The organism is Streptomyces iranensis (genome assembly GCF_017874715.1).
GTDB classification, from domain to species: Bacteria; Actinomycetota; Actinomycetes; order Streptomycetales; family Streptomycetaceae; genus Streptomyces; species Streptomyces iranensis.
In genome coordinates, this window is sequence record NZ_JAGGLR010000013.1 from 280,891 (window position 1) to 307,876 (window position 26,986).

A 26,986-nucleotide genomic window follows, 5' to 3' on the forward strand; every position below is an offset into this window, starting at 1 on the left:
GCAAGAGCTCTACGCGATGGATCCCGGAGACCCCCTCTGGCAGGTGCCCGCCGGCGGCGCCGCCCGATTCAGCTGGGAGTACGACGACCACCGGGCCCGGCTGCTCGCCCTCTACCAGAAGGGCAAGGACAAGCAGTGGGACGCGGTCAAGCGGATTGACTGGGGCCTGGACGTGGACCCGTACGATCCGCTGGGCACCCCCGATGAGTCGCTCGCCCTCTACGGCACCCGCCACTGGGACCGGATGACCGACCGGGACAAGGGCGAGCTGCGCCATCACGTCGCCGCCTGGCAGTTCAGCCAGTTCCTCCACGGCGAACAGGGCGCGATGGTGTGCGCGGCCCGGATCGTGGAGGCCGCGCCCGACCTCGACGCCAAGTTCTACTCCGCGACCCAGACCATGGACGAGGCGCGCCACGCCGAGCTCTACAGCCGTTTCCTGCATGACAAGCTCGGCACGGTCTACCCCATCAACACCGATCTGCGGACCCTCCTCGGCGACACTCTCCGCGACTCCCGCTGGGACATGGCCTACCTGGGCATGCAGGTGCTCATCGAGGGTCTGGCGCTCGCCGCGTTCGGCCTCATCCGCGACACCACCGACAAGCCGCTGCCCCAGCAGATCCTCGCCTACGTCATGCAGGACGAGGCCCGCCATGTGGCCTTCGGCCGGATGGCGCTGCGCGACTACTACCGGCAGCTGAGCGACGCGGAGCTGCGCGAGCGCGAGGAATTCGTCATCGAGGGCTGCTACTTGATGCGCGACCGGCTGCGCGGCGTGGAGGTCCTGGAGAACTTCGGCATCCCGAAGGCCGAGGCCGAGCAGTACTGCGAGCAGTCGCAGTTCCTGCATATGTTCCGCAAGCTGCTCTTCAGCCGGATCGTGCCGTGTGTGAAGGACATCGGGCTGTGGGGCGAGCGGCTTCAGCGGGCATATGTCGACATGGGCGTGCTGGAGCTGGGCGACAGCAATCTCGACCTGCTGATGAACCAGGACGAGGAGCTGGCCGAGCGGCTGGACCAGCAGCGCTTCGCGGCGGAGGAGGCGGCGCGCACGGGCGAGGTCGACGAGGCGATCGCGGAGGGGGCGTCGGCCGAGGCGCAGGCGTGAATACGTACATGACACCCCCTCAACCTCGCCTCAGCGCACCTAACTTGGTAGATTCATGATCACCGCCAGCGAATGAGGCCGAGGTCATTGGGGTGACCTCGGTCCGGTGGCGTTCATATGCGTTCATATGCGTTCATATGAAGGAACGGCCGAAGGGTGCTCTCCACGGCGGTGGGGGGCACGCCTTTGTTCCGGCGTTCCGGAGGATGATGGTGCGGTGCGGATTCGAACGAGCACCTGTGAAGAACTCCCCGTCCTCCAGGACATAGAGCGCGCCGCCGGACTCTGCTTCCGGGACATCGGAATGGACGAAGTCGCCGATGACGAGCCCCTGAGCCTGGAAGAGCTGAGCCGCTACCAGCGGACCGGACGGGCCTGGGTCGCGGTGGACGACGCCGACCGGGCGATGGCGTACCTGATCACCGACCCCGTCGACGGAAACGTCCATATCGAGCAGATCTCGGTCCACCCCGACAGCGCCCGCCGGGGCGTGGGACGGGCCCTGATCGACCACATCGCGGCGCGCGCCGCGGGCGACGGCGTCCCCGCGCTCACCCTGACCACCTTCGTCGACGTGGCCTGGAACGCCCCGTACTACGCCGCGCGATGCGGCTTCCGGGCCCTGACCGAGGCCGAGCTGACCCCCGGGCTCCGTGAGATCCGGCTCAGCGAGGCCGGTCATGGGCTGGACCGCTGGCCACGGGTGTGCATGCGCAGGGACGTGGGCTAGGAGGCGTCCGACGGACCGTGACGCTGCGGCGGGCCGCTCCCTTCTCCTCCCCGCCCCTTCCCGACACTGGGGCCGCGCCCCAGCCCCCGGGCCCCGCCCCTTCTCGCGGCATCGATATGCGGCCCCGCCGCGGCGTCGATATGCGGCCCCGCCGCGTGGCGTGGCTCCGCCCCTCAACCCCGGGGTCCAGGGGCGAAGCCCCTGATAACGGGAAGGGGCGGGGAGGGGGAAGCACCGATATGCGGCTCCCCCATGTGGTCCGCCGGACACCCCGCAGCCGAGACGCCGACAGGGCGCGGACCGGGGCCCGGGACGGGGAGGGCCCGGAGGACCCCGGTGCCCGGCGGCGGGGAGGGCCCCCGGAGGACCCCGGCGCCCGGCGGCGGGACGACCCCGAGGCGGCCCAGGCCGCCGCCTACGTGCACAGCTCCTCCACGGCCCGCCCGAACCCCCGTAACCGCGCGGTCTCGTCCGCCCGGCGCCACACCAGGCCGAGCATCGAGTCCGGCACCCCCTCGACCGGTACGAAGGTGATGTCCCGGCGGCCGTGGTACTCCGCCGTCGGGGCGCACAGCAGCATTCCGCCCCGGCCCGCCGCGACCGCCGCCAGCCCCTCCTGGAGCGTGTGCACCAGCGGCCCGCGCGGGATGGGCCGCCCGCCGGGGGTGGCGGTGGGCGCCATCGCGTCGTGCCAGTAGCGCGGCGCGGGGGCGGATGGCCCGACCAGCGGGCAGTCGGCCAGCGCCTCGGCGTCCACCCGGCCGCGCCCCGCGAACGGATGGCGGGCCGAGACCACCACGGTCTGCGGCTGCTTGGAGAAGACCGGGCCGAGGACCAGATCGGGCTCGGCCACCGGCAGGCAGACGATCGCGGCGTCCACCTCACCTGCCCGCACCGCGCCGAACGGATCGGCCAGCGGGATCTCCACGGTCGTTAGTTCACAGCCGGGGTGGCGCTCCCGGAAGGCCGCGATGGCCGCCGTCACCCGTTCATCGGCGGCCCCCTGGAACCCGATCCGCAGCACGCCGTCCACTCCGCGCGCCGCTCCGCGGGCGCTCTCGAAGGCCCCGTACAACGCCTCGTAGGCGGGCCGGAGCTCGGCCAGGAACCGCTCGCCGAGCGGGGTCAGCCGCGCCCGGCGGCTGGTGCGCTCCAGCAACCGGGCGCCGATCCGGCGCTCCAGGTTCCGCAGCAGCTGGCTCACCCGGCTCTGCGAGACGTACAACCGCTCCGCCGCGCGGCCGAAATGAAGCTCCTCGCTCAGCACGAGGAAGCACTCCAGCTCGCGGATCTCCAACTCGGCCATGGCCTCCTCCCGACACCGACACCGACACCGACACCGACACCGACACCGACACCGTTCACCGATCAGCGATTGATGAGCCTCGCTCATGGAAGGCTGAAAACTTCGGCGTTGTTCCCGCAGGGGCACAGCTGTTCGCTAAAGGCATGTCCAATAGCACGGAATTCACCGCTCCGGCAGGCCCATCCGGGTCACCTCCGTTGGTGCCCTCGCCGCTCAGAGCCCGGATCAGAGCCCTGCTCGGGGCCCGGCTCGGGGCCTGGCTCGCCGTAGTCGCCGTCGCGGTCGGCACCTTCGCGGTGGTCACCACCGAGATGCTGCCGGTAGGCCTGCTCACCTCGATCGGCTCCTCCCTCCAGGTCTCGGACGGTACGGCGGGGCTGGCCATGACCGTGCCCGGTCTGGTCGCCGCGCTCGCCGCCCCGCTGCTGACCGTCACCGTCGGCCGCTACGACCGGCGGCTGGTGCTGTGCGGTCTGATGGGGCTGCTGGCCGTCGCCAATCTGCTCTCCGCGCTCGCGCCCGGCTTCGCCGTCCTGCTGTTCGCCCGGGTGCTGGTCGGGGTGAGCATCGGCGGGGTGTGGTCCATCGCGGGCGGGCTCGCGGTGCGGCTGGTGCCCGAGCGCTCCGCGGGCCACGCCACCACGCTGATCTTCAGCGGTATCGCGGTGGCCTCGGTGCTCGGGGTGCCGATCGGGACGCTCATCGGCGATCTGGTCCACTGGCGGGTCGCGTTCGCCGCCTTCGCCGCCCTGTCGCTGGCCGTGGCCGCCGCCATGGCCGTCACCCTGCCGCCGCTGCCCGCCACCGGCACCATCCGGCTGCGCGAGGTGCCGGGCCTGTTCCGCAACGCCCGGCTGCGCACCGGCCTCATCACCACCCTGCTACTGGTCACCGGCCACTTCGGCGCGTATACGTATGTCCGCCCGGTGCTCGAGGACGTCGCCGGGGTCGGTACGGGCCTGATCAGCACCCTGCTGCTGGCGTACGGCGTGGCGGGCATCGCCGGGAACTTCCTGGCCGGTGCCACCGCCCACCGCGATCCGCGCCGCACCCTCATGGTCATCTTCACCCTGCTGGCGGCGGCCGAGCTGCTGGTCCCGGTTGCCGGGGCCACGACGGCGGGGGCGGCCGTACTGCTGCTGGCGTGGGGGCTGGCATACGGCGGGGTGTCGGTGACCTGCCAGACCTGGGTGCTGCACGCGGCGCCGGACGCGCGGGAGGCGGCGTCGGCGCTGTACGTCGGCGTCTTCAACGTGGCGATATCGCTGGGCGCGCTGCTCGGCGGCCGGGCGGCGGACGGGATCGCGGCCCCCAGCGTCATGTGGTTCGGGGGCGCGCTGGTGGTCCTCGCCTTGGCGAACGTGGTGCTGTTCGGCAGACGGAGGTGAGGGGGCCGCGGGGAGTACGGAGGCCATGAGGGCACGTCGGGCTGTGAGGGTCACGTCGGGCTGTGAAGGTCACGTCGGGCTGTGAGGTCCACGTCGGGCCATGAGGGGCACGTCAGGCCTGAGGGCCACGTCAGGCCATGTGGACCCGGCGATCAGGTGAGACCCTGAAACCAGGGGACTCGTCTGCGGGAGTGGGTCGGTCCGATGGCAGTGAGCATGCACGTGGTCTGGAGCAAGTGCGAGCCAGGACGCGTCATCTACGAGACGCATTCGATCGAGACGGTCACCGACGGCTCGGGCGTCCACGCGACCGTTGACAGCCATACGTACGAGATCTCCCTCCGCAGCCGGGCCCAGGCGGAGTCCATCGCGGACGAGGAGGGCTTCGAGCTGTACCGGAAGGGCGAGGCGTGGGAGAGCCTCCCCGAGGAGGAGGGGCTCTCCGAGGAGGGCCTTCCCGAGGAGGACGAATGAGTAAGGAGCAGCGCCCAGGGCGCTGCTCCTTACACGCTGCTCCTTACGTCATGCTCTGCCCCGGCCCTGCCGCTGAGGGCCCGGACTCACTCCTCGCCGTCGTCGCCGTGCCCCAGCAGGAAGTCCACATCCCGCCGCTCGGTGCCCGCCGCGTCGCCGACCGTGATCTGGCGGGTCGCCGGGGCGTAGCCGCTGGCCACCACCGTGTAGTGGTCGCCGGTGAGCGCCCCGAAGCCGAAGGACCCGTCCGCACCGGTGATGACCTGGCCGACCACGTCCCCGGAGGCGTCCAGCAACGAGACCCGCGCGTCCCCGAGCGGTAGGCCGCCCCGGTCCCGCACGGTGCCCCGGACCCGGGCCGCGGGCGGCAGCTCGGCGTCCACGCGCACCGGTTCACCGGCGATGAGTTCCACCTGGGTGGCGTACGGCCGGTGCCCGGCGGCGGCCACGGTCAGCGTGTACGTCCCCGGGGCCAGTTCCGGCAACGCGAACTCGCCCTTCTCGTCGGCGGTCACCGACCCCGCGACCTCGCCCTCGGGCCCGGTGGCCGTGGCGGTCGCCCCGGCCAGCGGCTCCCCGCCGACGGCCCGTACGGACCCGGTCAGTCCGCCCCCGCCGGACAGCCGCAGATCGCAGACGACCGGCAGATCCGAGACCAGCAGCGTGGCGGCCTGCGGCTGATGCCCGGCGGCCGAGCCGATGAGGACGACGCTCGCGGCGTCGGGGGCGGGCAGGTGGTACCGGCCGTCGCGGCCGGTGACCGTACGGCCGAGCTGACGGCCGCCCGTGTCGATGAGGGTGATGGCGGCGTCGGCGAGCGGGGTGTCGCCGGGGCCGAGGACACGGCCGTGGATGACGCTGCCGGTGAGGACGGGGAGGCCGTCGACGACCTCTGAGGCAGGCGCCTCGGCGACCGCCCCAGCGGCGGCAACGGCGACCGGAACACCAACCGGCGCGGAATCAGCCACCGGACCCGAAGCGGCCACCGGACCCGAAGCGGCCAGGGGACCCGAAGCGGCCAGGGGACCCGAGCCCGCCACCCGCCCCGCGCGCCGCCGTCCGGGCAGGCAGAGGGCGATCAGCAGACCGCCGACCGCGGCGGCGCACGCCACCAGGAACGAGACCTTGAACCCGTCCTTGCTCGGCAGCGCCACCCCACCGAAGTCGATGGTCTGGTGCGCCAGGATCACGCCCACGACCGCGCTGGAGGTGGACATGCCGATCGACCGCATGAGGGTGTTGAGCCCGTTCGCCGCGCCCGTCTCAGCGGCGGGGACGGCGCTGACGATCAGGGTGGGCATCGCCGAGTACGAGATGCCGATGCCGACGCCGAGCGCGGTGGAGAGCACCACGATCTGCCAGATGTGGTCGATCATGACGAGCCCCGCACCGTACGTCGCGCCGATGACGAGCAGCCCGAGGACCAGCGAGACCTTCGGCCCGCTCGAGGCGTTGATCCGCGCGGACAGCGGGGAGACCAGCATCATCGCGACGCCCATGGGGGCGAAGTAGAGCCCGGCCATGACCATCGACTGGCCCAGGCCGTACCCGGTGGCCTCCGGCAGCTGCAGCAGCTGCGGCAGGATCAGCGACATCGAGTAGAACGAGAAGCCGACCATGATCGAGGTGAGGTTGGTCAGCAGCACCTGGCGCCGCGCCGTGGTCCGCAGATCGACCAGCGGTTCGGCGGTGCGCAGCTCGAAGACGCCCCAGAGCAGCAGGATCACGACGGACGTGCCGAACAGCCCGAGCGTGGTGCCGCTCGTCCACCCCCAGTCACCGCCCTTGGTGATCGGCAGCAGCAGACAGACGAGACCGGCCGTCAGCCCGAGCGCGCCGATGGCGTCGAAGCGGCTGGGAGTGCGGACGGAGGACTCCGGGACGACGGCGAGCACGAGGGCGATGGATATCACGCCGAGCCCCGCGGCCCCGTAGAAGAGCGCATGCCAGTTGGTGTGCTGCGCCACGAACGCGGCGGCGGGCAGCCCCAGCGCGCCGCCGACGCCGAGCGACGAGCTCATCAGGGCCATCGCCGAGCCCAGCTTGTGCGGCGGAAGCTCGTCCCGCATGACGCTGATGCCGAGCGGAATGGCACCCATGGCCCCGCCCTGGATGGCCCGGCCGATCACCATCACCACCAGGTCGGAGGTGACAGCGCAGGTCAGCGAGCCGACGACCATCAGCGCCAGCGCGACCATCAGCATCCGGCGCTTGCCGAACATGTCCCCGAGCCGCCCCATGACGGGCGTGGAGACGGCACCGGCGAGCAGGGTGGCGGTGACCACCCAGGACGCGTTGGAGCTGGTGGTGTGCAGCAGCTGGGGCAGCTCGGTGACCAGCGGAACGACCAGTGTCTGCATGACGGACACGGCGATGCCGCAGAACGCGAGCACCGCCACGAAGCCGCCGCCGACCTCCCGCGGGAGCGGCGTGCCGGACGGCGCGGCGCTCAGATGTTCCGCGACGCGAGGTGGGGCTGACTGGGGCATGCGAATGCCGCCTCCAAAGAAAGTTCAGGAGATTGATGGAAGCATGAGAGATGTGCATCCTACACATGGTGTGTATCGTGCACACTTCCATAGAGGGGCGCGGGGGAGGCGAGGAGGAATCGTGCTGGATCGTCGGCTGGAGCGACTGGAACGCGAGCTGATGCTGGTGGCCAGGTGCTCAGTCCTGACCCCCCGCGAACGAAAGGGCCAGGCGGCGGACCCCCAGGCCCCCACGACACAGCCGGACACCGGCACAACCCCCAGCACCGAACCGTGCACCCCCATCCGCCTGGACCGCTCCGGCTACCTGCTCCTCTCCCGCCTGGACGCCGAGGGCGCGATGACCATCGGCCGGCTGGCCGACGCGTTCCAGCTGGACGTCTCGACCGTCAACCGCCAGACCGGCGCCCTGCTCCGGGCCGGCCTCGTCGAACGCATCCCGGACCCGGAGGGCGGCCTGGCCCGCAAGCTCCGCGTCACCCCGCGGGGAGCCGACCGCATGGCAGCGGAGCGGACCTGCAGGCAGACCGACCTGTCCCGGCTCCTGGAGAAGTGGACGCCGGAGGACGTGGCCCGCTTCGAGGACGTCCTGACCCGCTTCAACCGCGAGGTGGAACGCCAGGAGGGCCGGGCCTGGCCAAGGGAGACGGACGAGGCGGCCCGCACCGCGGAATGAGGGCGCGGCGAAGAGCGTTGCCACAAACAGGAACATGACGCGTATCACACGGGGGAACCCGGCCGGGAACCCCCAGAACGAACCCCCGGAACGAACCTCCGGAACCGCGTACACGTACACCCACCGAGGAGGCCAGGAAGAAATGTCCACCCCCGCTTCCCACCCCAAGACCACCGGCACCAGCGGCGGACACCTCGTGACCGTGGAGCGCGGCGCGCAGCACGTCACGGTAACGATCGACGGCCGCGTAGTCGCCGAGTCGACCCGCCCCCTGCTCGTCCACGAGACCGGTCTCCCGGTCCGCTACTACCTCCCCCCGGAGGACGTGGACCTGACCCTCTTCGAGCCCACCGACACCCACACCATCTGCCCCTTCAAGGGCGAGGCCGCGTACTGGACCTACCGCGGCCCGGCAGGCGAGGGCGCGGAGCCACGGCCGGACGTGGTGTGGGCGTACCCGCAGCCGATCGAGAAGGTGACGGAAATCAAGGACCACCTGTCGTTCTACGACGAGGTGGCAAAGATCGACGTCGCGAAGTAAGAGCACACCAACAGACCGGCGGGGCGGCCCCACCCCGACATCACCCCATCAGGGGCCTTCCGGGAACCCCCCGGGGGGAACCCCTGACGCGTGCACATCCACGCGTACTCGTGGCTGGGCGAGAAGGAGCTGTTCGACCGGGAGGCCCTACGCCGCCCGCCCGACCGCCCCCACCCGCCCGTCACGGCGGAGGACGAGGAGCACTACCGCACGCTCCTGGAAACGTTCCGCCACTCGGAGCTCCCCCCACTGGAGACATCCCTCTGGCTCCTGAAGACCCCCACCCTGATCCGCGCCACCTTCGAGGAACCGAAGGACGCGGCGGCGTGGCTGGGCCGCGAACTGACCGAACACGCCCCCGGCTTCCTCTCCCACCAGGAAGCCGACACCGCCCGCCTGGCCCGCCTGGTCACCACGGCCACCACCCGCCTGACCCGCGGCACGGACGTCTCCTTCGGCTTCTACGTGGGCCGCACGTCGTTCCTCTCCCTGGCCCTGGTCACCTGCACCCCCAACCACTGGACCCCGGCCCTCCGCTGCCCCCTCACCTGACCCCCGGGCGAGACGGCCCCACCGGACAGGGTGCGTCCGGCGGGGCCGTGGTGCGGGTGCCTGAGCCGTGGGGTCTCGCTCAGCCGAAGTTCACGTCACTGCACAGGAAGTACGTCTGGTCCATGTGCGATGCCTGCCAGACGGTGTAGACGACGTGGCGGCCGGTGTAGCCGGAGGTGCTGACGTCGATCGAGTAGTTCTGGCTGGGGGCGTACTTGCCGGTCGTGGTGACCAGTTGCAGGTCACTCCACTTCAGCGGCTGGGTGGTGGGGTCGTACCCCTGGCGGGACACATACACCTTGAAGTAGTCCGCACCGTGGCTGGCCTGGTCGTACAGCTTGACGGTGAACTTGCCGCCGATCTTCGTCGTCTGCCAGGCGCCCGGCTTGTCCAGCGAGTTGTAGCGGCCACCCTCGGTGTGGCCGCCGCTGCACAGCTGCCCGTCCGGGATCACCGCCGGGAAGTTGCCGGCGGAGCCGTTGCGGTACAGCCCGTTCCAGTTCCACATGGCGTTCGGGTTGTCCTGCCATGCCTGCCAGCACATGGGGTCCAGCTGCGCCATCTCGGGGTTCTGGAAGTCGTCTCCCCAGCGCAGCCAGCAGCCGTAGTTGCGGGACGCGGGGTCGACGACGGATCCATGGGCGCTCGCGGTGGTGGACCACGGGATCAGGCACAGCAGCGCCGCGGCCAGCAGGCCGAGCGCGCGAGATGTCCAACGTAAGGAATTGCCGCGTTCATGACAAATCATTTCGCGATCTTCCTCCATCGTCCTAGGGGGAGTGGGAGAGCGAGTGGGAGCGCTCCCAAACTGGCTGCTTCCCCAACGATGAGCCCCCGAAACGTAGGCCGGGAGCCACGCACCGAATCGGACGGCCAGCAAGACGCGCCGCGCCCACTCCCACCGGGGCCGACAACTCCCCCAGCCTCAGAAGCAGTTGACCGACAACCACCCCCATCCATCCACCCGACAGCCCGCCGGTGGCACTCACGCGCACCCGGGGTAGTCGGCAGGACATGGGCAAGATTCTGGTCGGCACATGTTCATGGACGGACCGCGCGCTGGTGTCCGGCGGCTGGTACCCACTGGGGCCGCGCGACGCGGAGGGAAGACTACGGCACTACGCCGCCCAGTCCCGGTGGTGGAGGACGGCTCGGCGCCCTGCTCTTCCAATTGGCTCGTCGCCGAGGAAATTACGCTGTTGGGCGAGGCCGAAGCACCGACGGTCGAGCGTATACGTCATCGGGCTACTGCTGTTGGGGACCTGTCGTGGCGAAGGCTTGCGAGGCATCGACCCCACAGATCCGCAACAGGTTGACCACCTCGCGATCCAACTCCTCGCCGACTTTGGTGACCTCCGGAATGCCGAGGCTGCCGAACTCATCGCTGGGCCGGTGCATGGTGAACACCGCATTACCGTCGCCGTCGCTGTAGATCAGCATCCGCAAAGGCGCATACAGCAGAGCTCTCGGGTCATGACGAAACATGGTTTCGGCAGTGACGTGGTTGCCGATCAGATACTCAATCGACCTGGTTGCGTGTCCTGCGATGGCAAACAGTGCGGTGGCGTTGATCCGGGCGTAACGGATCAGATCGTTGGGCGCGTTCACGGCGATTGCACTGCGGATGTCGTCCCAGGTTCCCCCGGTTTCCCCGATGAGCTCCACCGGCCCCGGATCGAATGCGGGCGCCGCCTTCTCCAATGCCGCAACGAAGTCGTCATAGGCAATTCCCGTGGAGACTTCGATCCGGGTCACGGTGTGACTGCGTTGACTGGCCATGCGACCACTCCCTGCGTCTGGGACCCACGCCCAGAATATCCCGAGCTCACACACGTTGCGAGTTCAGCTTGCGTACGACCACCCGCTGCAACGGCCGGTCCGGCCGACTCCGGCACAGCCCTCCCCGAAGACCGCAAGGATGTGCGACCGACCCGAGATGCCCGGGGCTCAGGTGCTGGCACTCGAAGTATCTGCGGCGAGGAATTCCGACGATCGACGAATGCATGTAAAGCTTGGAATTTTCGCTCTACATAAATCGTGTACCTGGGCACGTGTCTCCCGGGGCCGCCCGGTTGGTTTGATCGCCTTGCGTTCGGAGGTGTGTCGCAGGTGTGCCGCGAACAGTGGGCAACGAGAAAGAGCGGGACTCAGCGAGACTGGTTCCCGCTCTTCATCCAAGGCACCCAGTTGGTCAACCGCATGATCATGCTGGCTGAACCGAGGTGCCCCCGCCGGGGGCGCAGCGCACGGGGACGAACCGAACCATCGATGCCCGGTGAGCTGGTGGTCCAGACGACCTTCCCGGTGCCGGTGCCCTGAGCGCGCACGTAACCGACCGGCGCTCCGACGGCACGGGGAGCTGCCCCTGACGGCTCCCACGCCACCCCCGGCGGCTCCGCCGTGAAACAACCCTCTCGCGGCACGGTGAGGGTGAGTGCCGATAGGCTGCTGATCAGTGGGGGACAGGTTTCGCAGTCGTGGGCGAGGATCGCTGCACTCGACTGTGTACATGATCGAATCCATGTCCGATGGCAAAGCTAGTTGGTACCTTCAAAGCTTTACTACGGGGGCGTAACGTAGTAAAAGTCGCTTTGTGTTTTTTTGGCCGAAATCGATCGTCGCCTCGCTATTTTGTCCGCTGCCGCCGACGGCGATGACTGTACCGTGCCCGAATGATTCGTGTGTGATCTGATCACCGACTTCGAGGCTGGGCAGCTTGCGCTGCACATCTTTCTGTGGTGCGGGCCTCTGCTCGGCTTCGTACTGAGTTTCGGGATGTTGTTTTACATTGGCAATGGCCGAGGGGGGAACCGTGGTGTCAGTTGAGTTGCGGGGGTCGGGTCTGGTCGCAGTCGGTGGGTCGGAAATTGCTTCGATGTTCCATTCGAGGTTGAATTCTTCGCGGAGTGCCTTCCGTACTACTTCTTCGCTTCCTCCGGCTGTGAAGCTGTCTCTTGATCCGGGGTTTGAGAAACTGAGCTGTAGTGTGGTGCCGTCGAAGTTGGAGATGTGTGCGTTTTGGGCGAGCAGGATCCAGGTGAAGCGTCGGCGATTTTTGACGGCCTCAAGGATTGCGGGCCACAGCTGGCGTGCTCGTGAAGTGTTGTCCGTCGGCAAGCTTTCCACAGGTCTCTGCGCGACTATAGGCCAGGATCCGCGGGGTGGCGTGATTACTGACTCGCCCGCGGTGTGATTACCGACTGCGGAATCGGTCGGAATGTGGAGTCCAACGTCTCCCGTGCTTGCTGGGTCGGAAATTGCTTCGATGTTCCATTCGAGGTTGAATTCTTCGCGGAGTGCCTTCCGTACTACTTCTTCGCTTCCTCCGGCTGTGAAGCTGTCTCTTGATCCGGGGTTTGAGAAACTGAGCTGTAGTGTGGTGCCGTCGAAGTTGGAGATGTGTGCGTTTTGGGCGAGCAGGATCCAGGTGAAGCGTCGGCGATTTTTGACGGCCTCAAGGATTGCGGGCCACAGCTGGCGTGCTCGTGAAGTGTTGTCCGTCGGTAAGCTGTCCACGGGTCTCTGCGTGACTACAGGCCAGAGATGGGGAACGGGGGTGGTCGTAGGAGAGGGCGGCGGGTGAGGTTTTTCTCGAGGAGACGTTATTGTGCGTGTCTCCCCAATGTTGGCTACTGGATCGCCTTGCTTCTCTGCGTATCCAAGCTGCGCGAGAAGTGCACGGGCCAGCTCGGCTTCCTGGTTGCCATCTGATCGTTCCGTCACTTCTCGGTCGGGCCAAGAGAGTACGTGCTGGTTCGCTAGCCAGTGAAAATTCCATGCCAGTCCCAAATTCCCCGGAGAATTGCGCACTCTCCTGTGTGGGCGAGGGCGAGACTTTGCGCGTAGCGAACGCTCCAAGTTGGTAAATATGGTGTCCAGGTCGAGCAGTATCTTTCCGGCGTCCTGAACTCCATTTTGGAGCAAACGTATGAGTTCGCCAGTGAAGGCTGTGAACCCAGTGCCGTCTTCCGCCATGGCTGCCTCGGTTTCGCCGGCTGCCGCTATGAGGTAAGTGCCTTCGATAAGCGCGTCTTCAGCGATTTCGTTACCGGGGTCGGCCATGGTGCCCAGAGCGCTGGCGGCGTAGCAACAGTCCAGAATCACGATGCGGCGAGGCGCTGATGAATCAATAAGGATGTCGCGAATATCGTCATATTGGGTCGCGGTATATGGTGCGCGTTGCCGTGTTGTGGTGCGCGTAAGCCGCAACTCTCCTCGGTTCGGACCCTTGATTCCGTGTCCGGCGTAGTAGACGAGTAGCGCATCGGTGGCTTCTTCAGCAGCTTCGAGAATGGGGTCGACGAGTTCTTCTGGGCTTCGAGGGTCATGGATTACATCGCAGTGTTCGGGCGGGAGATTCCATGACGCTGCCCCGGTCAATATGTTTCTCAGGGATTCTACATTTTTTCTCACCGTGGGAAGCTTGGGCAACGTCACGTAGTTGCTCACGCCGATGAGGACCGCTCTGGACTTGTGCGGATCAGGTAAAGTCACGGCTATTTACTCCCGCGTCAATGCACGCACGATACGCTGGACCGATTCCTCGTCCCCCTCGATGGCCAACCGGTTCCCGTTATGCTCAATGGTCACCTTGGGGGCCCTGCGCCGGGTGCTACGCCATGAGATGTAGGCCAGGGCGAATGTCGTTGCTTGCCAGACGTTGTCAGTAACGAGTTGCAGAATCTCGGTCGTTCCGCTCCCCATCTCTCCCGGTTCTGGGGCCGTAGCATCCCACGAGATCTTGGAGTGTTGGCGTACCTCTGGGGTCTCCAGAAGCCACGTCCGCAGCGACCGCAGCTCTTCCTCAGCTCCCCGGCCCTGCATGCTGATGCGAATAACCACGTCAGTCCCCGATTGCCCGTCAAGTGGCTTACAGCTTAGGGTAAATGCTTTCATCAGACATCCCTGCCCGTGGGGGCCCTGCTGAGCTCGAACTCATGGCTCGGCCGACGGTATCCAGGCGTCGCTAAGCTGCTGGGCGGCACGGCTGGATCGTCTTCGAAGATGAAGCGGGACACTGCCGACCGCCGACGCTGTCCTGGCAGGACGTGGGCGAGGTGTACTACCGACTCGGGCGTCCAGCAGAGGCGGCCACCGACACGGCAGGGCGTGAGGAGCGCGCCGTCAGATCTTGATGACGGTGACGCGTCCGCAGCACAGTGCCAGGGCGCGCACCAGCCAGGCCGGGGGCAGACGTCTGGACCCTTCCGAAGAATGCCGTAGGTGTGTGGGTTCCGGGCATCACGACAGCGTTGTGGCGGGACCTGAGAAGGCAAGCTCCTTGGCCCCACGGGGGAGGTGACGGCTGATGCCGCACCGCCTTCACCCTTGCCGCCGTCGGTGTCGTCGTTCCTGATGTCGGCCATCCACGTGACGACCGAGGGGGCGACCCTCTCACCTATGGGTGTGGTCCTGGATACAGTGGGTAGCCACAGCGTGCTTGACCACCTCGACCGGAGGCAGACATGGCCCGTGCCTGGGAGGCTGACCCGTCCGCGTTATTCGAGTGTCGGCTGGGGAAGTCGGCCGAAGAGCTCGGGAACTCCGACGGCAATGACGAGTGTCCGGACATCTGGCAGCTCGACAACGGTGATGTGGCTGTGATCGGCCGGGATCTGACGGCCGTCTACGGCCCCCGCCTGCCGCAGGGCGTGAACCTCGCTCCTGACGAGCGGCTGGTCGTCATCCCGGGGAACATGCTCAGCGCGGCCAAGAAGGACATCCCCGATGCTTGACCTCCTCGCTCCCGATCTCGTTCCCGAGCAGGGCGATCGGCTCACCCGCACCGCCTACAAGCAGGACTTCCGGCAACGGGAGGACGCGGTCCGTAACGGGAGTTCCTGGAAGCTGGAGCGCCGACAGCACTTCGAGGAGCAGGGCAGTTCGAGCCGGGACGCCCTCCGCCGGGGTGACTGGGGTGAGGCGCTTCGGCTGCTCGCCGACCGGCGCGACACCCTGGCCGCGACCGCCCAGAAGGACGAGCGCAGAGGGTATGCCTTTCACCGTGTGAGGGTGGTCGAGAGGCCACTGACGCCGTACGTGCAGTGGGAACTCCACTCCCAGCGGCAGCGCGCGGAGTACGGGCAGCGGATCAGGGTCGTTCCCGCCGAACAGGTAGCCGCCTCGGAGGACACCGGCCCGCTTCCGGAAGTAGTTGTGCTGGGCGGCCGCACCCTCTTCCAAGTCCTGTACACCGAAGCAGGAATTGCGAACGGCGCGATCCGCTACACCGACCGTGACCTTGTCGAGCGCTGGGAGAACTACATCAAGGCGCTCTACGCGGTGGGTGAAGAGGTGATCTCCTACTTCGACCGCGAGGTGGCGCACCTTGATCCGCCGACCCTGAGCGACGCGGGAAGGGAGTAGGCCGATCACATCGCCAGGCGGACAGGACGAGCACTTCGGCAGCACCCACTCCGAGCTGTCGGGATCCTCACGTGACGTCGTCCAGGCGAGAAGTGTGCACGGAGGCATCCACTTCCACGCGCAGGGCACACCGGACGCGGGGAGATCCTCCAGCCCCGTCCCACGCCAGTTACCGGCCGACGTGGGCGGATTCGTGAACCGAACCGATGAGCTTGGCCAGTTGAATGCCGTCCTCACCACCGAGGACGGTGGTCCGCTCGTCGTCTCGGTATACGTGATCGCCGGCACCGCCGGCGCCGGAAAGACATCGTTGGCACTGCGCTGGGCACACCAGGTCCGGGAGCGCTTCCCGGATGGCCAGCTCTACGCCAATCTGCGCGGCTACGACCCCGGAGAGCCGGTCGCGGCACGCGAGGCCCTGCACCGCTTGCTGACCTCGCTCGGTGTCCCGGCCGAAGCCGTACCGCAGGATCTCGACGCGGCCGCCGCGCTATACCGCTCGTTGCTGGCCGACCGCCGGGTATTGGTCGTCCTGGACAACGCGGCCACCGTCGGCCAGGTCAGGCCGTTGCTGCCGGGAAGCGCGCACAGCCTGGTGCTGGTCACCAGCCGTAGCCGTCTGTCCGGCCTCGCCGTCCGTGATGGGGCCCGTCGGCTCACGCTTGGCGTGCTGCCGGAGCCGGAGGCGGTTGCCCTGCTGCGCGTCGTCACCGCGGGATACCGGCCGGTCGACGACGAACGGAAGCTCGCCGAATTGGCCCGGTTGTGCGCACGACTTCCGCTCGCTCTGCGGATAGCCGCGGAACGCGCTGCCAGTCACCCCCACCTGCGGCTGGATGACCTGATCGCCGACCTGCGTGACGAATCGGCCCTCTGGGACGCCCTGAGCACCGGCGACGACGAGGAAGCCGAAGCCATCCGCACCGTCTTCGCGTGGTCCTATCGCGCCCTGTCCGAACAGGCCGCCCGCCTGTTCCGCCTGCTCGGCCTGCATCCCGGACCCGAGTTCGGGCTGCGGGCCGCCGCGGCCCTGGCAGGGTCGACCAGCATCAGTCGGTCCCGGCAACTGCTGGACTCTCTGGTCGGCGCACACCTCCTGGAACAGACCGCCCCGGACCGCTACCAGTTCCATGACCTTCTGCGTGCCTACGCCATCGACCAGGCCCAGCACGAGGAGCCGCCGATCGAGCGGGAGGCAGCGCTGCGACGCGTGCTGGAGTGGTACCTGCACACCGCCGACGCTGCGCAGGGCTGGATCAACCCCGCTGAGGACCGTGTGACCCTCACGCCCGCCTCGGATGACATCAGCCCGCTGACGTTTTCCGAGTACGACGCTGCCGTGGACTGGGCCGAGCGGGAGCACGACAACCTCCTCCAGGCCATACGTACGGCCGCCGACACCGGGCATGACCGACTGACGTGGCAGCTGGCCACAGTCCTGTGGAACGCGCAGTTCCCCTCCGTTTCAGGCACAAGCTGGCCATCCGTGGGCCGCACAGGCCTAGAGGCAGCCGAACGGATGGGAGACCGCGCCGCACAAGGCGCACTCCACACCTACCTCGGAATGGCCTACACCCGCATCAACCGCCAGACCGAGAGCCTCGAATCCCACGAGAACGCACTGACGATCCGGCGCGACCTTGGCGACCGCCTGGGCGAAGCACGCTCACTCAACCTGATCGGGCTGAACCACCTCCGCGCCAGACGACTCGACCCCGCTGCCCGCCACTTCGAGGAGGCCATCTTCGCCTTCCAGGAGCAGGACGCCGCCCACTGGGCCGCCACTGCGCTGTCCAACCTCGCGACCACCCACTACCGCGCCGGGCGGCTTCCGGAGGCCGCGACCGCCATCGACCAGGCCCTGGCAGCGCACCGGGCCCTCGGCGATCAGCGCGGCGAGGGCAACATCCTGCGCGTGCTGAGCGACGTCCAACGCGAGCGGGGTGATTTCGAGGCATCCCTGGCCTCGGCCCAGGCCGCCCTCGATATCGCCCTCAGCCTCCGTAACCTGCGCCTGGAGGGCTTCTGGCTGCTGACTCTCGGCGATGCCCAGCAGGCGAAAGGCCAGTACGCCGAGGCCCTGACCTCCTATCAACGGTCCGCCACACTCCACCGACGCCTCGCCGACCGCAGCCGAGAGGCGCTGGCCTGGCAGGGCGTCGGCGAGGTCTACCGTCGGCTCGGGCGTCATGCCGATGGAGCCGACTTCCACCGCCAGGCCGCCTCAGCACATTGCGACCTGGGTGATGGATGGCACCAGGCGCTGGCCCTCGACGGCCTGGCCTCGGCCGTACTCGGCGAAAGCCCGGAGGAGGCCCGTCGGCACTGGACAGAGGCGCTGAGACTCATCGCAGACTTCAGTGACCCACGATCGGTAGCGGTGCGCGAGGGCATCGAACGTCGACTGGCAGAAACAAGCTGAGGCGGGGGCTGACCGTTCCGGATGGTGTCCGGCGCTGATCAGCCGAAGACCCCATCGGGGTGTCGCAGTAGCAGCCTGAGCTCGGGTGTGCTGGCCACGCTCCCGGCGGGGCAGAGCTGGACAACGGCGGGCGGACGTTCCTGTAGGGCTCGACGCACACCACGTGCCTGGGCGCGCCAGGTGAGCCGCTGCCGACGCTTGCCCCTCCGCGGTGAGGCCGGCCGTGGCTCGGGGCGGCCGACATCGCTGCGAGGACGCTACGTCCGTCAGCAGAGAAGCATGGGCCCTGGTTCCTCGACCCCTCGCCCCTGACGCATACACGCCGTCGTGGCTGATTAGCGCCCTTTCCATACCTCGGCCCCCAAATCACCCTGAGGGCGGGGAGACGACACGGACTGTGCCGAGGGGACCGCCATGTCCGGACCGTTGTACGTTGCCGTTCTGCCGACCCGCCCGCATGCGGTGGAGGCATACCGTGGACTACGGCCGGACATACAGGCCACGGTCGCTCCGCTGTGGACCTTGCCATGCCGCCCGGGGATGCTGCCAGATCCGCTTGCCATAGAACTTCGAAAGGACGCACGCCGGGTCGCCGCCGCGCACCGCCATTGGCCTGCGTGGCTGGACGCGCCGTTCGCTGACGAGAGCGAGGCCGCTGTCCTAGCCGAAACCCTGCCGCCCGAGTGGTGGGCCCTGCGAAACCTGCGCCCGGTGACCGGCCCGCGTCGACCCGTCGCTCAGCAGTCCCTGGCCCTTGCGGCGGCCGAGCAGCATGGCGGCGGTCTGGGTATCCGCATGCAGGTCCCGGGTGAGTGGCACGACCGGGATGTTCCATGGCTGGGCGAACTGCTCGACCGGGCCTGTCCCATCGGACCGGTCGATCTATTCCTCGATCTGGGCGCCGTACTGCCCTCTCGCCGGGACGCCGCCAAAGAGGCTCTGCGCGCTCTCGACGCGCTGGTCCCGCTCGCCACCTGGCGGACGGTGGCTGTCGCGGCGGGCGGCTTCCCCGAGCGGCCTGAGGGCTTCCTGGAGAGCGGCTGGCACGAGGCGCCACGATCGGACTGGGATACCTGGCACGAGATCCACCACAGCGGGCGCTCCTACCTTTCCCAACTGCACTACGGCGACTACGGCATCCTCCCCACCGGATACGCCGCCCAGACCCCGGTCTCGGGCAACGGCGGACCGGAGTGGGGCATCCTCCGTTACACCACCGCCCGTTCCTACTTCCTGGCCAAGGTGCTGCAACGCGGCGAGCACCGTGACGCGATCAATCGCGACGCCGCCCGGCGCCTAACCCGCCTCTCGGACTTCCGTGGCCCGTCGGCCGGAACAGGGGAGGGCTGGCTGCGGGACTGTGCCCAGGGATCCGTCACCACCGGCAACCACTCTGTTTGGAACCGGATGGGGAACATCCAGCACATGACGTTCGTCGTCAGTTGTCTCGCAGGGCACCCCCGTTGACTTGCGTCTTCGATGGGAGGCATCCCGCGCTCAGCGTGACAGCAGGTACAGAGTTTTCTGTGGCAGGCCTTGTCTGCGGCGAAACTGCTTGCTAGGCCAGGCGTCGTCATGGTGGTGGTTCCAGCCTGGTGGGTGGCCCTCCTGCTCACCTGGAGATCACCTGCATCACGGCTAGGATCTATCTGGTGTCGATGAAGGAACGCAATGTGGCGGGGTGCATAGAGCGCCCCGAGTTGTTGCCGGACTGCGACGTACCGGCCTCTCGCAGAAAACCCGACGAGGTGATCGAGACTTCCCTGGTTCGCCTTGCCGACGAGACGCAGGCCGACAATTGGCGGACCGGCGGCCTGCGGGCGTGTCAGGTCCGTGGCGGGGCAGCGCTGGCAGCGGCATCGTTCATGGTTCAGACACCGGGCCCATTCCACGAGGGCCTGCAGCGCATCGCCCCAGAGTTGAGCGCTGACGCTTACCGCCCCTCGTATACCTATGCCGAGTACACCGTCGGACTCTGCTACATAGCAGGCACCAAGGGCCTGCCGCCGGAACTGCGCCTCCGTGCCGCCGCCGAACTCGTGGCCCGAGGGGATGAGATGGGCTATGCGGAAGCGCGGAACCTGCTACCCAGAAGCGGCTGGGGCTTGCTGACACATGCGGTGCGCGAAGGCTGGGCTGTCTGGACTGCGCAGCTCTTTGCCGAAGACGAGACAGTTCCGCTCAGGACACGCATGAAAGTCGGCCTCGCCCTCGCTGAGCACGACCGTCCGGCTGGGTACGTACCCGAAGCCGTGGAGAAGCTTGTGGCTCACCCGGATGCCACGAGCGCGGACCGTCTTGCTCTGGCGAGTGCCGTGGCCCAGCGTGCCCCCAAGGAGAGTGTGGGTCTGCTTTGCCGTCTCGCGTCAGATCCGCTGGTCCAGCCCAGCCACCGGATGCAGGCGATCGAATTGCTGGACGAGGTCGACGCGGCCAAGTCTCAGGAGATGCGTGCCTTGCAGACACGTCTTCCGACTGTGCGGGCGGCCCGTGACCAGCACCGTGAGGCGGCCGAGCGGGCGGAACACGAGGTAGTGGCCCAGCGGGCACGCGAGACCCCCGAGGCCGTTCTGGAGCGGCTTGACTCTGAGATCCAGGGAATCCTGGATGGCCTTGATGGTCGCGGTTCGGCGGACTGGTTGGCCACTGATCTGGACAACCACCTCGCAGAGACCGACTGGGCCGCTGTGGCAGAAGACGTGGCTGAGATCTGCGGCCTGGTACGGGACGAGGACATTGAGTCTGCCCTCCGGTCCCTGGAGGTTCTGACCCGGATCAGGTACGGAGACGATTCGAGCCTGCTGCCGGATGGATCCGAGCCCGTCACACCGGACGACGACGACTTCCCTCGGCTGACTCGGCAGGAGCTTGCCGAGCACGCGCGCGACCAGGCCCAGCGTTCCTGGACGTTCTGGGGAGGACTTGTCGAGAAACACGGCTGGGACACCGATCGGATTCATGAAGTCGACGACCAGTGGCACGAGGTCAACCGGCACGTGAGTGGCGTGATCCTTCAGAAGGCCGCCGATCATCTCCGGAACCTTCAACAGTGCCTGGTTTGGGAGATCTGGCCCGCTTTGGTGAAGGCCGCGAAGGAGAGGAACTACGGCTCTGCCTGGGGTCATCTGGCGACCGCGCGCCTCCTCACAGACGAGGCCGAGCATTCTGAGGCCCTGTGGAAGGAGACCACCGCGGAGGACTACTCCTTTGACCCGATGACCATGTCCTGGCCTCGCGACGTCTGGTTGGCGCTGGAGGCGTGGAGACGAGGGTGAGTCCCCAGCACATGGAGGCGAGTGGCAACAAGGGGCAGCGCCTTCGGCCAGGTGACGATCCATACGGCTATTCGGCTGGACCGAGGAAAAGTCAGGAAGCGGGGGCATCATGGAACTGCGGAGGCATGACGAGATCATCGCGATGATCAACCATGTCAGCCAGCACGGGTACAGCAGCGCCGGGTATGCCCGGGGCCTGCTAGCGGCGCTCCACTGGGTCGCCGGTCTGACTGCTGCACCGCCGGTCAGCGACGTTCCGCTTGGCCGCCCTGTGTCTGCCTCAGATGCGTACCAGGAGCAAGATCGAGCCTACGAGGCGATGAGCGTGCTCGCCGAACCCAGCCTCCTGGCAGTTGCCGAAGAGCAGGGGCTCGACTATGTCACTGCCGTGGAGAACACGCTGGCCTGGGCCGTTGGAGAGCATGGCTTGACCGCCCCATGGGATTGAGGAGTGCCGCCGAGCCATCGTGATCGAGTGCATCTGGGTTGGCTTTCTCATGGCCCCCGAACCACCGCTCACGCACTGAGGAGCATTTTGGGCATGGGCAGGCCGACCTTGGCGAGATCCCCTGTGGTTATCGCTCGACTTCGCTGGTACCACGGGGGACAAGAACTCGGCAGCGCCGTCGTAGCGGGGGAACGTGGGCTGGCAGGAAGAAGTCGTCTCGGCGCTGGACGCCTGGGTCGCGCACGAAGGCGTGCCGGCGCGTGAGCCGCGGTGGCGTCCGCTGGGGCGAGCGGCGAAGAGTGGGAAGCCGGGGGAGTACGTCGTCGACGTACGTGGCACCGACATCACGACAGACCAACTTCAAGGCGACAGCCTGAGGCTGGCCGGGCCGGACGAAGGCGGTGTGGACGCAGGCCACTCCGTGCTCGACGTGTTCAAGGACGGCACCGCACTGCGGGTGCGTGTCGCCGAGTTCGCCGACCCCGCCGACCCTCATCTATGGATGAAGCCGCAGCCCGCCGGCTTCCTTGTGAAGGCATTGCGTGAAGGCTTGGCCGCGCTCACCGATGCCCCTCTCGCTCACCTCATGGCGCGAGGCGAAGCCGGGACGGGACGGCTCGCGGCGACCGGGCTGCCACCGGGAGCGCTGCTGCCCGCTCAGGACCTCGCGTATCGCGCATGCACGGGCGAAGGGCTGTGGCTGGTGTGGGGACCTCCCGGCACCGGGAAGACCACGGTCCTCAAGCGGGCCATTGTGGATCTGATGGCGCGCGGCAAACGCATCCTGCTGGTGTCCGCGACCAATGTCGCCGTGGACAACGCCCTGTGGGGCGTGATGAAGGAGCGGCGGCACGCGGACGGTCACATCGTCCGTGTCGGACCGCCCCATCTGCGTGAAGTGGCTGAGGACGCAAGCGTCTGTCTGACACTGATGGTGCGCGAACGGCTCGCCGATGTCGACGAACGACGACGGGCGGTTGCCGCGCAGCTGGTTGAAGTGCAGGCGCGGGCGCGCGAGCTGGAGGAGCTGGAGCGGAGCCTCGCGAACTTCGATGCCATCGGGTACGCCGCGGACCGCACCCGGTTGGACGATCCCACCCGCACCTCTGCAGCTCTGATACGCGCGCGTCGTCAGGCGGATCGCGAAGCAGAGGAAGCCGGGAAGCGGGTCGAGCAACTGGAGGAGGAGTACAAGGCGGCTGCTGCGGCCGTGCGCGCCACGGAGCAGGCCCAGGCCGACTGGAAGGCATACGACAACGTGCAGGCAGACCTCGCCGAGCTCCGAGTTGCCGTGACAGCGGTGGAGGCGAAGGCACTGCTCGCGGAGAACGAGCGCGATGCGGCCGACCGTGCCCTGATGGACCTTGAGCGGTTGACCGGCTTGGCGAAGCGCCGGGCCAAGCGGGACAGGGAGAAGGCGCGCCTTCGCCTGGAGACGGCCCGCACCGAGACCGAGAAGGCCCAGACGAAAGCAGCGGAGGCCCGGTCCGTACTCACCCGAACCGAGCAGGAATACACAGCACGGCTTGAGGATCACCGCGCCAAGATCTCCTTCAGCAAGGAGGAGATCACGTTCCGACAGGCGACCCTGCGCACTGTGGAGACCGATCGGGAGGACGCATGGCGAGTGGAGAGGGCGGCGGCTGTCCGGCTTTCTCCCCTCGCCAAGCAACTCGACCTGTCAAGGGCGGCCGAAGCACGTGTCATGGAGGCCGATCGCCTCGGACACCCCCACCGCCATGCTGCGGCAGTAACGCTGAAGCCTCAGGTCACAGCGGACAAGGAGAATCGCCCGGCCCTGGAACGCCGACATCGAGAGTTGCAGGAGGAGTACGACAAACTCGCACGCGACGCACAAGGCGAGATCATTCGTGGTGCGAAGGTCGTTGCCACCACCCTCGCGCGTTTCCGCACTGTCAAGGCGGTGTTCGAAGGCGATTACGACGTCGTTCTGGTCGATGAGGCCGGTGCGACAACCCTGCCCGAAGTGCTCCTCGCGGTCGGCAAGGCCAAGGCGACGGCTGTACTGCTCGGCGACTTTATGCAGATTGGTCCCATCCTGCCGAAACTGGATGGCAGCAAGCGGCCTGATATCGCGAAGTGGATTCTGCGTGAGGTCTTTGAACACTTCGGCATCGAGTCGCCGACGGCAGCGGTGAACCACCACGGGTGTGTCGTGCTGGATGTCCAGCACCGATTCGGGCTTGACGTCATGGACCTGGCGAACACTCTTGCGTACGACGGCGTACTGAAGCCCGGCCCCGACGTCGTGCGGCGTGCTGAAAGACGCGAGTCGGGCGATCCCGAAATCGTGATCATCGATACCGACGGCCTCCAGAGCCTGGCCCACGCTCACCGCACCGGTCGCCGCAAAGGATGGTGGCCGGCGGGATCCTTGCTCGCACGCGCACTCATCGACCTGCACCGCGAGGACAGCGAATCGGCTGGTGTGGTCACGCCGTATTCAGTGCAGGCCGAGGCCACCCTGGAGGCTCTCCGAGATACCGAGATGGGTGGGCAGCTTACTGAGGTGGGCACCGCCCACCGTTTCCAGGGCCGCGAGTTTCCGGTCGTTATCTTCGACACGGTCGAGGACGACTACGGTGACGGTCTCTGGATGGCCCATGCTTCCCGGGCCTCTGAGGCAACGGCCTGGGCCCGCGATGGCGTACGCCTGTGCAACGTTGCCGTCACCCGCGTCCAGACCAGGCTCTACGTCATCGGCAGCCGCAGCCGAATCCTCGCCTCGGGAGAGGAGACGGCCCTCGGCAAACTGGGTGCGCTCATCCGCGCCGGCCGCACCCGCTCTATCCCCGCAACCCGGCTCATCGCCCCTGCCGCGCGGCCTGTCACCGGCCTCGGCGAATTCGGCTCCCGCCTCGCCGAGGTCCTTTCGCGTCATGTCGAGGTCTCCGAGGTCGACGACGAGATCTCCTTCTACGAGACCTTCGCCGCCCGCCTCGCCGAGGCCAATACCTCCCTATGGATCTGGTCTCCGTGGACGGCGAAACGGCTGATCGGCCTACTTCCGGTACTTGAGGAAGCCGTACGCCGCGGAGTCCGTGTCACCATTTTCGTACGGGACCCCTACGACACAGGTCAGAAGAAACAGACCGCGCTGGTCCAGCACCTTCGAGACGTGGTGCAGACCGTCGTCCGCGTCAATGTGATGCACCAGAAGATCGTCGTCATCGACGAATACACAACCCTGCTGGGAAGCCTCAACTCCCTTTCCCAGAGCCACTCGCGCGAAGTCATGCTGACGATCAAGGGGCACCATTTCGCCCGCAAGATCCTCGCCCACGAGCACGCCGAGGACTTCGCGAGGCCACCGCGATGCGGTGCGTGCAAGGGTGACGAGGTGGATCTGCGCCGCCGGGTGAACGGATCCTGGTACTGGCGGTGCTTCAACCGGACGTGCCCGGGGCGACGGGGCCACCGGGCGTGGGAGACGGCCGTGCGGTTCAGGACGGCACGCCGGGGCTGAGCTGGATCTCGGCCCAAACGGTCTTGCCGCACGGGTGCCTGGGATCAACGCCCCACCGCGTCGCCAGCGATTCGACGAGAAGCAGACCTCGCCCATGCTCGTCCTCGGCGCCCGGAGGTGCGACGGAGACAGGCAGGGGAAGCCGCTCGTCCCGGCAGTCAGCGACCTCGATTCGCAAGGTTGCGCCCCCTGACTCGGGCGTTGCCAGGACGAGAGCCAGAAGGAAGTCCCGGCCGGGCACACGACCGTGCTGCACGGCATTCGCGGCGAGCTCGGCAACGAGCAGCGCGGCGGTGTGCGTGGACTGGTTGTTGTGGTCCCAGCCCCAGTCGGCGAGTTGCTGTACGGCGAGAAGACGGGCGAGGCGCGCACCGCGCCGGGTGGGACTGAGGCGCTGGCTGAAGCGGCGGGAGCCCTGGACGAGTTGATGAGGGTGAATTTCCTGCGACATGTCACAGAGCGTGGCCGGAGCCTCCTACGCTGACCAGCAAGACGGCCAGTACACAGTGTGCTGGTACCGGCACGTTCGGCTGGTTGTCAGGGGCGGCGGGCGTGACCGTACGGGCCGGGCGTACGACATGGGGTGGTGACTCGGGTGACGGATACGAGTATCGGCCCGGAGGGGGAACGGCGGCCTGAACCGCAGGAGGACACGGACAGCGCGGCGGACCTCAACCGGGCCGTGGGCAAGCAAGTGAAGTTGCTTCGGGAGCGGTCAGGTTGGACTCAGAAGGAACTCGGTAAACGGCTCGGCTACAGCGAAGATCTGATCGCGTCGCTGGAACGCGGGCGTCGGACACCCCAGCCGGAGTTCCTCGATGCCGCGGACGACCTCCTTGGTGCGGATGGCTTGTTGAGTGTCACGAAGGAGGACATCGCACAGGCCAAAGCGAAAGCACGGGTTCGACACCCGGCGTGGTTCAGAGACTATGCGCGTTTGGAGGGGGAGGCGGTTGAGATCAACTTCTACAACAACCATGACATTCCCGGTCTGTTCCAGACCGAACGCCGAGCGCGGGCCCTCTACGAGATGCGAAAGCCGTTGCTGGACGAGGAGACGATCGAGCAACGCGTGGCCTCCCGCATCGACCGGCAGACGATCCTCACTCGCTGGCCGCCTCCCATGGTGACCGCGGTGGTGGAGGAGACCGTGCTACGGAGGCCACTTGGTGGCTGGGAGGTACACAAGGAGCAGCTGGAACGGCTGCTTCGGCTGGGGCGGCTGCGTAACGTCGAACTTCAGGTGATGCCGATGGAGCGCACCGAGCACGCTGGCATGGGAGGGCCCTTCATCCTGCTGACCCCCAAGGGAAAACCGCAGGTCGGGTACACCGAGGTCCAGAATCATGCGCGACTGGCGACGGATACTGAAGAGGTCCGTATCCTGGCCGCACGTTACGGCACCATCAGGGCCCAGGCGCTCACGCCACGTGAGTCCCTGGAACTGATCGAGAGGATGCAGACATAACGATGAGCACTGAGGATTCCGCGCGACTCGCTTGGTTCAAGAGCAGCTACAGCGGCAACGAGGGCGGCGAATGCGTGGAGGTCGCCACGACTCCCGGCGCCGTTCACGTGCGGGACTCCAAGGAGCCGGAGGGGGCTCAACTTGTTTTCGCGGCGCAGAGCTGGGCGGCGTTCGTGGACTTCGCGACGCGGCACTGACAGACGAGGCGGGGATACGGCCAAGTGGTCTGTATCCCCGCGTACACCCAGCGGTC

At 67.5% G+C, this 26,986-nt stretch carries 23 protein-coding genes; 16 read left to right on the plus strand and 7 right to left on the minus strand.

What is annotated here, in order from left to right; genetic code table 11:
* The first annotated feature begins 16 nt into the window (after nt 1-16).
* Together J2Z30_RS24985 and J2Z30_RS24990 are read left to right on the plus strand one after the other, a co-directional pair.
* Nucleotides 17-1,111: a ferritin-like domain-containing protein gene (locus J2Z30_RS24985; protein WP_245388421.1), complete on the plus strand. Its 1,095-nt coding sequence runs from the start codon at nt 17-19 to the stop codon at nt 1,109-1,111.
* Between the two features lie 217 nt (nt 1,112-1,328).
* Nucleotides 1,329-1,841 carry a GNAT family N-acetyltransferase gene (locus J2Z30_RS24990; RefSeq protein WP_044570019.1) on the plus strand — a complete coding sequence of 171 codons (513 nt, stop codon included), beginning with the start codon at nt 1,329-1,331 and terminating at the stop codon, nt 1,839-1,841.
* A 415-nt stretch (nt 1,842-2,256) separates the two neighbouring features.
* Here the strand turns inward: J2Z30_RS24990 and J2Z30_RS24995 are convergent, their stop codons facing one another.
* Nucleotides 2,257-3,147, minus strand: a complete 891-nt coding sequence (locus J2Z30_RS24995) for a LysR family transcriptional regulator (RefSeq protein WP_044570016.1) — start codon at nt 3,145-3,147, stop codon at nt 2,257-2,259.
* 143 nt (nt 3,148-3,290) lie between these two features.
* Between J2Z30_RS24995 and J2Z30_RS25000 the strand changes: the two genes are divergently transcribed.
* Together J2Z30_RS25000 and J2Z30_RS25005 are read left to right on the plus strand one after the other, a co-directional pair.
* The gene (locus J2Z30_RS25000; protein ID WP_044570014.1) at nt 3,291-4,535 is read left to right on the plus strand and encodes an MFS transporter; all 1,245 of its coding nucleotides are present in this window, start codon (nt 3,291-3,293) and stop codon (nt 4,533-4,535) included.
* 204 nt (nt 4,536-4,739) lie between these two features.
* Nucleotides 4,740-5,009, plus strand: coding sequence for a hypothetical protein (locus tag J2Z30_RS25005; RefSeq protein ID WP_044570011.1), 270 nt, complete (start codon nt 4,740-4,742; stop codon nt 5,007-5,009).
* Nucleotides 5,010-5,095: 86 nt separating this feature from the next.
* Here the strand turns inward: J2Z30_RS25005 and J2Z30_RS25010 are convergent, their stop codons facing one another.
* Nucleotides 5,096-7,498, minus strand: coding sequence for an MFS transporter (locus J2Z30_RS25010; protein WP_078956641.1), 2,403 nt, complete (start codon nt 7,496-7,498; stop codon nt 5,096-5,098).
* A gap of 124 nt (nt 7,499-7,622) precedes the next feature.
* Here J2Z30_RS25010 and J2Z30_RS25015 point away from each other — a divergent pair, with 124 nt between their 5' ends.
* From J2Z30_RS25015 to J2Z30_RS25025, 3 genes are all read left to right on the plus strand, one after another.
* Nucleotides 7,623-8,174 (plus strand): MarR family winged helix-turn-helix transcriptional regulator, encoded by a 552-nt coding sequence (locus J2Z30_RS25015; protein ID WP_044581393.1) that lies wholly within the window; start codon nt 7,623-7,625, stop codon nt 8,172-8,174.
* 142 nt (nt 8,175-8,316) lie between these two features.
* Nucleotides 8,317-8,715, plus strand: coding sequence for a DUF427 domain-containing protein (locus J2Z30_RS25020; protein ID WP_044570008.1), 399 nt, complete (start codon nt 8,317-8,319; stop codon nt 8,713-8,715).
* A gap of 90 nt (nt 8,716-8,805) precedes the next feature.
* Nucleotides 8,806-9,267 carry a hypothetical protein gene (locus J2Z30_RS25025; protein WP_044570005.1) on the plus strand — a complete coding sequence of 154 codons (462 nt, stop codon included), beginning with the start codon at nt 8,806-8,808 and terminating at the stop codon, nt 9,265-9,267.
* Between the two features lie 79 nt (nt 9,268-9,346).
* On the opposite strand, the gene J2Z30_RS25030 is transcribed toward J2Z30_RS25025, so the two are convergent.
* The 4 genes from J2Z30_RS25030 to J2Z30_RS51775 form a co-directional block, all read right to left on the minus strand.
* Entirely contained in the window at nt 9,347-10,015 is a 669-nt protein-coding gene (locus J2Z30_RS25030; protein ID WP_044570003.1) for a lytic polysaccharide monooxygenase auxiliary activity family 9 protein, read from the minus strand.
* A gap of 497 nt (nt 10,016-10,512) precedes the next feature.
* Nucleotides 10,513-11,046 (minus strand): DUF302 domain-containing protein, encoded by a 534-nt coding sequence (locus J2Z30_RS25035; RefSeq protein ID WP_044570000.1) that lies wholly within the window; start codon nt 11,044-11,046, stop codon nt 10,513-10,515.
* Nucleotides 11,047-11,817: 771 nt separating this feature from the next.
* Nucleotides 11,818-13,761: a caspase family protein gene (locus J2Z30_RS25040; RefSeq protein WP_308280044.1), complete on the minus strand. Its 1,944-nt coding sequence runs from the start codon at nt 13,759-13,761 to the stop codon at nt 11,818-11,820.
* 6 nt (nt 13,762-13,767) lie between these two features.
* Nucleotides 13,768-14,163, minus strand: coding sequence for an effector-associated constant component EACC1 (locus tag J2Z30_RS51775; RefSeq protein WP_372453297.1), 396 nt, complete (start codon nt 14,161-14,163; stop codon nt 13,768-13,770).
* 569 nt (nt 14,164-14,732) lie between these two features.
* On the opposite strand from J2Z30_RS51775, the gene J2Z30_RS25045 reads away from it, so the two are divergent.
* The 7 genes from J2Z30_RS25045 (at nt 14,733) to J2Z30_RS25075 (ending at nt 25,265) form a co-directional block, all read left to right on the plus strand.
* Nucleotides 14,733-15,002: a hypothetical protein gene (locus J2Z30_RS25045; RefSeq protein ID WP_044569998.1), complete on the plus strand. Its 270-nt coding sequence runs from the start codon at nt 14,733-14,735 to the stop codon at nt 15,000-15,002.
* A complete protein-coding gene (locus tag J2Z30_RS25050; RefSeq protein ID WP_044569995.1) occupies nt 14,995-15,633 on the plus strand; it encodes a DUF6879 family protein in 639 nt (212 codons plus the stop codon). The genes J2Z30_RS25045 and J2Z30_RS25050 overlap by 8 nt, the downstream gene beginning before the upstream one ends.
* Nucleotides 15,634-15,727: 94 nt before the next feature.
* Nucleotides 15,728-18,055, plus strand: coding sequence for an ATP-binding protein (locus J2Z30_RS25055; protein ID WP_052701360.1), 2,328 nt, complete (start codon nt 15,728-15,730; stop codon nt 18,053-18,055).
* 414 nt (nt 18,056-18,469) lie between these two features.
* Nucleotides 18,470-19,522, plus strand: a complete 1,053-nt coding sequence (locus J2Z30_RS25060; protein WP_044569991.1) for a beta family protein — start codon at nt 18,470-18,472, stop codon at nt 19,520-19,522.
* 185 nt (nt 19,523-19,707) lie between these two features.
* Nucleotides 19,708-21,330 (plus strand): hypothetical protein, encoded by a 1,623-nt coding sequence (locus tag J2Z30_RS25065; protein WP_209468822.1) that lies wholly within the window; start codon nt 19,708-19,710, stop codon nt 21,328-21,330.
* A 109-nt stretch (nt 21,331-21,439) separates the two neighbouring features.
* Complete coding sequence (locus J2Z30_RS25070) at nt 21,440-21,778, plus strand: hypothetical protein (protein ID WP_044569988.1); 339 nt, start codon at nt 21,440-21,442, stop codon at nt 21,776-21,778.
* 193 nt (nt 21,779-21,971) lie between these two features.
* Nucleotides 21,972-25,265, plus strand: a complete 3,294-nt coding sequence (locus J2Z30_RS25075) for an AAA domain-containing protein (protein WP_044569985.1) — start codon at nt 21,972-21,974, stop codon at nt 25,263-25,265.
* On the opposite strand, the gene J2Z30_RS25080 is transcribed toward J2Z30_RS25075, so the two are convergent.
* Nucleotides 25,243-25,716: an ATP-binding protein gene (locus J2Z30_RS25080; RefSeq protein ID WP_044569983.1), complete on the minus strand. Its 474-nt coding sequence runs from the start codon at nt 25,714-25,716 to the stop codon at nt 25,243-25,245. The genes J2Z30_RS25075 and J2Z30_RS25080 overlap by 23 nt on opposite strands.
* A gap of 144 nt (nt 25,717-25,860) precedes the next feature.
* Between J2Z30_RS25080 and J2Z30_RS25085 the strand changes: the two genes are divergently transcribed.
* Entirely contained in the window at nt 25,861-26,733 is an 873-nt protein-coding gene (locus J2Z30_RS25085; RefSeq protein ID WP_044581391.1) for a helix-turn-helix domain-containing protein, read from the plus strand.
* A gap of 2 nt (nt 26,734-26,735) precedes the next feature.
* Nucleotides 26,736-26,930 carry a DUF397 domain-containing protein gene (locus tag J2Z30_RS25090; protein ID WP_044569980.1) on the plus strand — a complete coding sequence of 65 codons (195 nt, stop codon included), beginning with the start codon at nt 26,736-26,738 and terminating at the stop codon, nt 26,928-26,930.
* Nucleotides 26,931-26,986 lie beyond the last annotated feature (56 nt).